Here is a 7,063-nt window from a genome sequence, read left to right on the forward strand (position 1 = left end):
CTTAACCTTTCGTCTGTTATAAGACGGACATATTACTAAAAGGCGTCTAATTTTGCAAACATTTTTGCCCGTTTTTGAATCGACGTCGCGCGTTTTGTTGCTTTTGACGCTTGGTTGGTATATTATATTAAATCTTCAATGGTTCTCCTATCGCTTTGATCGGCTGGTTTTTCATCATACGAAACCGTGGTGGAACGTCGCTAACGTTGTTATGCCGATCGCGCTTTTTTACGCGGCGGGCGCGTATTTTTGGCTGTTTTTTTATCTCGTATATCTGCCGACGTTATTTTTGTGGTATCGCAAAATTGATAAAAAGTTGGTCGTTACCGCGCGCGTTAAGCGGTTTTTCGCGCTGTTGGCGTTTGCCGCCGCGCTGAGCGAATCTCTGCGTTTTTGGGGCGCGGCGCAGGATAGCGGAACGCTCTCGGCGCTGCTTTTAACCTTTGTTTGTTCGCAGGTACTGGAAAACTTTCTTCGCTTCCGCTTCAAAAAACGAGCTTCGCGCAAACTGCTCGCCCGTCGGGAACTGATCGTAATCCTTTTGACGGCAAGCTACGGCAAAACTAGTTTGAAACATTTTCTGCTGGATATATTAAAGCCGCGTTTCAAGGTTTACGCCACGCCCGGCAACGTCAATACCGATCTTGGAATCGCCGCCGACGTCAACAACGCTCTGCCAAGCGACGCGCAAATCTATATAGTCGAAGCCGGCGCGAGAGAAATAGGCGATATTCTAACGATCGCGGCGATGACGCGACCGCACTACGCGATCATAGGCAAGGTCGGCAAACAGCATATCGAGTATTTCAAAACCGAAGAGAACGTCAAACGCGCTAAACGCGAAGCGCTGGTTTCGCCGAGAATGCGGCGCGCGATAGTCCATGAAAGCGCCGACGTAACGCCAAGCGAATCGATCGTAACGCTAAAAGACGGGCAAATAGAAAACCTTGAGGCGACGCTGGAAGGGACGCGGTGGGATTTAGTTTTGAACGATCGGCGGGTTCGGTTTGAAACGCCCGTCTTGGGCGGTTTTAACGCCGTCAATATATCGCTGGCGTTCCTTGCCGCGCGCGAACTTGGCGTAAGCGAGGAGGAGATTGTAAGGGCGGCGGGCAAGTTAGCCAATTTCGCCCACCGTTTGCAGCCGATCAAAAATAAATACAAGTTTATCCTAGACGACAGCTATAACGGCAATCTGGAGGGAATGTTAAGCGCGATCGAGCTTTGCTCGTCGTGGAAAGATCGGAAGGTTATCGTTACGCCGGGCATAGTGGAAAGCGACGAGGAGAGCAATATTGCGCTCGCGACGAAGATCAACGAAGTTTTCGATCTCGCGCTGATCACCGGAGCGCTAAACGCCGATCTGCTATGTTCTCGCATCGATCGCGCCAAACGCAAACGAATCTACGATAAACGCGGATTAGAAGCCATACTCGCCAAAGAGACGCGATCGGGCGATCTGATACTGTTCGCCAACGACGCGCCAAGCTATGTTTAACGCCTTTTCGCCGCTAAAACGCGCGCTAGAACATTTGGGGCAAACGCCTCGCTAGGCGGCTTCGGACGACCGCGCGGTAAAAAATCGGCGCTCGTATCATAAATAACACGCTATGATATTGGCTAGTATTTTTGACGGGGAATTTACCATGCAGGTTAAACGCTACGTATTGTTTTCGGTTTTGCTCTTGGTCGCGCTAACGATTTTTATATACATCAGCGACAGCTCCAACTACTCTCTTACTATCGGCGAAGAGAAATACGACGTCCCGATTGCCATCTGCGCTATGTTGCCCGCGTTGGTTGTGTTTCTGGTCTCCTTTTCGCATATCGCCTTCTATTCGGCGGCGACGTTTTTCGCCAGATCCGCGTTGGACAAAGATTTCAAAACGTTGAAAAAATTGGCGATCAACGCGCTTTTAGGGCAGACCAGCGTTCTTACCGTGAAACGTTCGGAGTTAGCGCCGATCGGGCGCGTTTTAGCCGACGCGCGGCTTAAACCGCGTTCCAACGACGAAAAGACGGGCGATAGCGAGATTGACGCGGTTCTAGACTTGCTAGCCAAGCTCGAAAAAGGCGAAATAGCGGAGTTAAGCGAGCTGAAGCTCATTAAAAATAGCCCCGTCTGGGTGTCGTTTCAGCTTATAAAGATGAAAGGCGATCCAAAGATTAGCGAGGAGCTGCTCGCGTTCGGCGAAGCGGGAAGCGACGTTTACTTTCAAGCGTTGGAAACATACGCCACATACGGCGATAAAAAGCGGTTTATGCGCGCCGATATGAAAATAAACGCAAAGACCATTCTTAACCTGCTGTCGCGTTACCGCGCGCCGATTCAGAGTTTAGAATTTGAGACGAGCGAGATAATCAGCCTGATTGGCAGAACCTCCTTCGAGGAGAGGGATTTCGTAGCGTTAGCGCGAATTATGAAAGAGCGAGCGTCGCCCGATTTGCTGTTGGAGATTTTCGCGCAGCTTAAAAACTCTTTTGAGGCGGCTCAGAGCGCGTGGTTGTATATCAATATAGAGCTTGAAAGACAGGATAACACGAGAGAGATTTTAGACGCCAGCGCGCGCGACGAATATATAGCGTTCAAATACTATTTCGCGCTGAAAGAGGCGGGATTATCGCCAAATCTCGATTCGCTGATTGATCGCGCCTTTTGATTTTGCGCGGAAACGTTTTGTCTTAGCGCCGCTCGCGGGTTGGAGCGACCCGCCTTTTCGCGCCGCCGTTAAACGTTTCGGAGCCGATCTAACGGTAAGCGAGATGATCAGCGCCAACGCGCTTATTCGCAATCCGCTTAAAACAAAAAAGCTATACGCAAAAAGTCCGCTTGAAACGCCTTACGCGGTTCAGATTGCGGGCGCGCGCGCAAGAGAGATCGCAGAAGCGGCTAAGGCGCTCTCGGACGACGACGAGGTCGATATTATCGATCTTAACGCGGGTTGTCCAGCGCCTAAAATAACGCGCGGCGGCGGCGGAAGCGCTCTGCTGAAAACTCCGTCGGCGCTTGGAGAGCTTGTCGGCGCGATCAAAAAAAACGGCGGTCAAAAACTAACCAGCGTAAAAATTCGCTTAGGTTTTAACGAGAATAACGGCGTTTCTCTCGCGAAGATTTGCGAGGAGGAGGGCGCGGATTTTATAACCGTTCACGGTCGCACAAGAGCGGGAGGCTTTAGCGCGCCTGTGGATTACGAAGCGATTGGAGAGATTAAATCGCGGCTTAAAATCCCCGTGATCGCAAACGGCGACATAGACTCGCGCGAGAAAGCGCTGAGCGTTTTTAGGATTACAAACGCCGACGGCGTAATGATCGGACGCGGCGCGACAGGCGCTCCTTGGATCTTCGCGCAATTAACAAACAATCCGCCTTTTGCCGACGGCTTGTTAAAGCGATCGGTAGTTTTGGAGCATTTTGATCAAACGATAGCGTTTTACGGCGATCGCGGCGCGATTATTTTTCGTAAACATCTGCACAGATACTCCAAAGGCTACGCGCAATCGTCGGCGTTTCGGGCGGAGATCAATAAGCAAAGCGAGCCGTCGATCATAAGAAAGGCAATCGAGACGTTTTTCGACGCTCAATAAGCAAAACTCGCTAAGCGATCCAACGGCGCTTTTGTCTTATTCGCCGCGCACGGTTTTTGTCTTTTTGCGCGATCGCGGCGGCGAATAAATATGCGCTAGATTTCTTAACCTATTTTTGCGCGAAACCTCGCCTTTTAAGCATGGCATAACAGCAGGAAGCGGGGTAGGGCGGGGCAAATAAAGGTTTTAATCTTTTTGGCTTTCGCTAACGCCGTTTTGCCCCCATAGCGATAAACCCATAGAGAATACCGCTAAAAGCGCTTTATAAGATTTTAGCGCGGCGCAATTATCTAGGCGAGCAAGTCGTATCGCCCTCTTCGCAAACGCCTAGCTTTTTGATCTCTTCTGTTCTAACTCGCGTTTTGTCGGCGATGCAGAGGTTTAACGCCATAGCGCGAGCGCTGCCGCCCTTAGCGCCTAAACTTTATTTAGCTCTTTATCGGCGGCTTTATACTCGTTTGCGGCGCATATATTAAGCTCCGTTTGCGTTTTTGCGTCGTCGCAACTTGGCGCGGCGAAACACAAGCCTGCCGCGCACGAGAAAATAAACGCGCCTTTTACAACCGTTAGGTTTTTCATAACTCTCCTTTCAGAGTCGATTTTTGCTTTATTGTAAGCGAATCAAAAACAATCTCATACGACTGCCGTATAAGCAGCTCCAGAAAATCCTCGCCGATCGTAGTATGTTTATAATAGAGCGTATTCCAGTGTTTTTTATTCATATGATAGGCGGCGGTAATATCGCTATACTTTTCGCGCAGATGAAGATTGACGAACGGATCGTTTTTGAAGTTCATCATCGGCGTTTTTGGATCGCGCATAAGAAGAACAAATATCTTGCCGCCAATACGATAAAGCATGGAATCCCAGCTAGGTTTATACTCTTTTATCGCGCCTCGTTGTTTAAGCGCGGCTTTTTCTATCGTCCGTTCCGTAATCATCGCCGTTTTCCTTATGTGATCGCCCGCGCGAGGGATACGCCTAACGCGCCGCATAAAAGCGCGAGAGAGTTATTTAACAAAACATTTGCGATCGTCTTAATCCAAGCGCCGCTTTGAGCCAGCGCGATCGTCTCGTAAGCAAACGCCGAAAAGGTGGTAAAAGCGCCCAAAAAACCTACGATCGCAAACGCTCTAAACTGCGGCGTTACGGCGGCTTTTTGCGAGATCGTCGTCAGTAAAAACAGCGCGGCAAACGCGCCGATCGCATTAACAATCAACGTTGCGTAGGGAAAGCCGCCGCCTAAAAACCGCGTTGAAGCGACGCCAACGCCGTAACGCGCCAACGCCCCTAACGCGCCGCCTAGAGCGATATATAAAACCTCTATCATCGTCGCTTTAACCCTTTTTGAACGTAGCCTTTCATTAACGGCGAACGCGAGAAAGAGGGAGATAACGATATGTTCGTCCCCTCGATAATAGAAGACCATAAACGCCAAACGCGCCGCGAATACCAAAAAATGATCGACGCGATCAGAGCCGCCTCCGCAATAAACGTCGTTTTAATAAACGCGTTAATAGCTTGATTATTCGCCGCGCCAACGCGAATCGCCCATATCGACGCAAGGGCGATCGCGAGGACAAAGGGCGTTGCGCCTAACCCCGCGCCTCTAACTTTGCGCCCTTCCATCATTTCTCCTTTTCGCACCGCCAAGAATGGCAAAGGGCAAGATTATAGCAAAGCGTCGATATAACGCGCCTCGCCGCGCGCGACCCAACTATCTCAAAACGCCTCTTACGCGGCGCGTTAATCGCGGCGAAACAGGTTTGTCGTCCGCGCTACGCGACGTCAAAACGCCAAATTTCGTTCGTAACGTTAGATAAAAAACGACGGTCGTGGCTTACTAACAGCAGCGCTCCGTTATAGGCTTTTAGCGCGTTCTCCAACGCCTCGATCGACGCTATGTCCAGATGGTTGGTAGGCTCGTCCATCACTACGATCGCCGGCTTTTGCGTCAGCCCGAACGCAAGCAGCAGTTTTCGCGTTTCGCCCGGACTCGGCGACGCGCTTTGCAGTAAAGCGTCTGGATCGCCGCTTAAACGGACGATCAAACTCATAAGCCAGCCCTTTTCGTCGTTTTTCATCGTTTGAACGTTTCTGAGCAGTTTTATCGATTCGCTCGCGCTGATCTCCTGCGGTATATAGAGCGCTTCGTCTTCGAGCCAATCGCGGCTTTTTATAAAACGCTCGATAAACCTACTTTTACCGCAACCGTTTCGCCCTGAAATACCTATGCGGCTACGCTCGTCGATTCTGCGCGTTTCAAAAACAATCGGAAATAGTTTTGGGTAACGCGCCGCCTCGATCTTAACGCCGGTTTCATAACGCGGCGCGATCGTCTCTAGCTTATTTTTCGCCTGTTCTAGTCGGCTCTGAAACCGTCTTAATATATTTGTATCCGTCGCGTCTTTACTTGTTACGATCGCTCTGTCTATCCGTCCTTTTTTATCGCTATCTTTGGGATTTATATCGCGTTTTGAAATGCGTTTGCGGCTTTGCTCCGCCTTCTCGCGCCGCGCCTGCGTTATTTTTTCTAACTTTCTAATCTCTTTGGATTGCAGATCGCGGCGCTTAACGGCGTAATCTATCTCGCGATCGCGTTCGATCGCGGCGGTTGAATAAGAGGAGCCTCGCGCGATCGCGCCGCCGTTTTCCACAAAAATTGTTCGTTGGCATAAGCGATCTAAAAGCTCTCTATCGTGGCTTATCAACAGACCAAATCCGTCGTATTTTTCTAGCGCGCCTATTAAATACTCCCTCGCCTCGCCATCAAGATGGTTTGTCGGTTCGTCTATGATAAGCAACTCCGGATTTTTGTATAGCGCGATCGCTATCTGCAAACGTTTGCGCTCGCCATAACTTAATCTGTGCCATCTATCGAGCCAATCGCTTTCTATATTTAGCCGATCGCGTAACAAAAACGCCTCTTTATTGGAGGCGTTTATAAAATCTCTCGCGTTTTGCGGCGCGTCGTCCGCGCGTTGCTCGGCGTAATAAACGGAGATTTTGACCTTTTGAGCGATCAGTTTCGCTAAGGTCGTTTTGCCCGCGCCGCTTTTACCTACAATGCCCGTCCAACCGCGATAAACTTGCAAAGATATATCGCTAAAAACGGGCTGGCTCGCTTTGTCGTAAATAAACGAAAGATTATGAAAAACAAGCGAATTCATAGGCGTTCCTTTGTAAGACTTAGCGCGGATAAGGTCGTTTGATAAGCAAATTATATCGCCCTTTTAGCAAACGCCTAGCCTTTTTACGGACGATCAAACTCATAAGCCAGCCCTTCTTGGATAAGACGCGGCTTCCCGCCTCAATAAAGCGCGAAAAAGCTACCGTTTTGCCTTTTTACGACATACTTAATCGTTACTCTCTTTACTTTTTGCAAACGGCGGCGTAAAAACGCCGATCAAAAATATTCCTAATGGTATCAGCAAATATATGAAAGGAGAAAATATTTTAAATAGATTTTTATAAGTGT

General features: G+C 49.5%; 8 protein-coding genes. 3 read left to right on the forward strand and 5 right to left on the reverse strand.

All coding sequences use genetic code 11. From position 1 onward, the window contains the following. Positions 1-52 precede the first annotated feature (52 nt). The 3 genes from LBF86_07225 to LBF86_07235 all read left to right on the forward strand — a co-directional run bounded on the left by LBF86_07225 (position 53) and on the right by LBF86_07235 (position 3,585). Complete coding sequence (locus LBF86_07225; protein MDR0665292.1) at positions 53-1,498, forward strand: UDP-N-acetylmuramoyl-tripeptide--D-alanyl-D-alanine ligase; 1,446 nt, start codon at positions 53-55, stop codon at positions 1,496-1,498. Positions 1,499-1,616: 118 nt separating this feature from the next. Beyond that, positions 1,617-2,660: a hypothetical protein gene (locus LBF86_07230; protein ID MDR0665293.1), complete on the forward strand. Its 1,044-nt coding sequence runs from the start codon at positions 1,617-1,619 to the stop codon at positions 2,658-2,660. Next, positions 2,647-3,585: a tRNA-dihydrouridine synthase gene (locus LBF86_07235; GenBank protein MDR0665294.1), complete on the forward strand. Its 939-nt coding sequence runs from the start codon at positions 2,647-2,649 to the stop codon at positions 3,583-3,585. Before LBF86_07230 ends, LBF86_07235 begins: the two co-directional genes overlap by 14 nt. A 417-nt stretch (positions 3,586-4,002) precedes the next feature. On the opposite strand, the gene LBF86_07240 is transcribed toward LBF86_07235, so the two are convergent. From LBF86_07240 to LBF86_07260, 5 genes are all read right to left on the reverse strand, one after another. Then, positions 4,003-4,164: a hypothetical protein gene (locus tag LBF86_07240; protein ID MDR0665295.1), complete on the reverse strand. Its 162-nt coding sequence runs from the start codon at positions 4,162-4,164 to the stop codon at positions 4,003-4,005. After that, complete coding sequence (locus LBF86_07245; GenBank protein ID MDR0665296.1) at positions 4,161-4,526, reverse strand: MmcQ/YjbR family DNA-binding protein; 366 nt, start codon at positions 4,524-4,526, stop codon at positions 4,161-4,163. The genes LBF86_07240 and LBF86_07245 overlap by 4 nt, the downstream gene beginning before the upstream one ends. Positions 4,527-4,537: 11 nt before the next feature. Beyond that, positions 4,538-4,915: a fluoride efflux transporter CrcB gene (crcB, locus tag LBF86_07250; GenBank protein MDR0665297.1), complete on the reverse strand. Its 378-nt coding sequence runs from the start codon at positions 4,913-4,915 to the stop codon at positions 4,538-4,540. After that, positions 4,912-5,214 carry a hypothetical protein gene (locus LBF86_07255; GenBank protein ID MDR0665298.1) on the reverse strand — a complete coding sequence of 101 codons (303 nt, stop codon included), beginning with the start codon at positions 5,212-5,214 and terminating at the stop codon, positions 4,912-4,914. Before LBF86_07255 ends, crcB begins: the two co-directional genes overlap by 4 nt. A 149-nt stretch (positions 5,215-5,363) precedes the next feature. Further along, positions 5,364-6,755 (reverse strand): ATP-binding cassette domain-containing protein, encoded by a 1,392-nt coding sequence (locus tag LBF86_07260; GenBank protein ID MDR0665299.1) that lies wholly within the window; start codon positions 6,753-6,755, stop codon positions 5,364-5,366. Positions 6,756-7,063: the final 308 nt, after the last annotated feature.

The organism is Helicobacteraceae bacterium (assembly GCA_031258155.1).
Taxonomy (GTDB): Bacteria; Campylobacterota; Campylobacteria; order Campylobacterales; family SZUA-545; genus JAIRNH01.

Coding starts and splice junctions, on each gene's coding strand:
- LBF86_07240 (MDR0665295.1), bottom strand. CDS start 4,164: ATGAAAAACCTAACGGTTGTAAAAGGCGCGTTTATTTTCTCGTGCGCG.
- LBF86_07245 (MDR0665296.1), bottom strand. CDS start 4,526: ATGATTACGGAACGGACGATAGAAAAAGCCGCGCTTAAACAACGAGGC.
- crcB (MDR0665297.1), bottom strand. CDS start 4,915: ATGATAGAGGTTTTATATATCGCTCTAGGCGGCGCGTTAGGGGCGTTG.
- LBF86_07255 (MDR0665298.1), bottom strand. CDS start 5,214: ATGGAAGGGCGCAAAGTTAGAGGCGCGGGGTTAGGCGCAACGCCCTTT.
- LBF86_07260 (MDR0665299.1), bottom strand. CDS start 6,755: ATGAATTCGCTTGTTTTTCATAATCTTTCGTTTATTTACGACAAAGCG.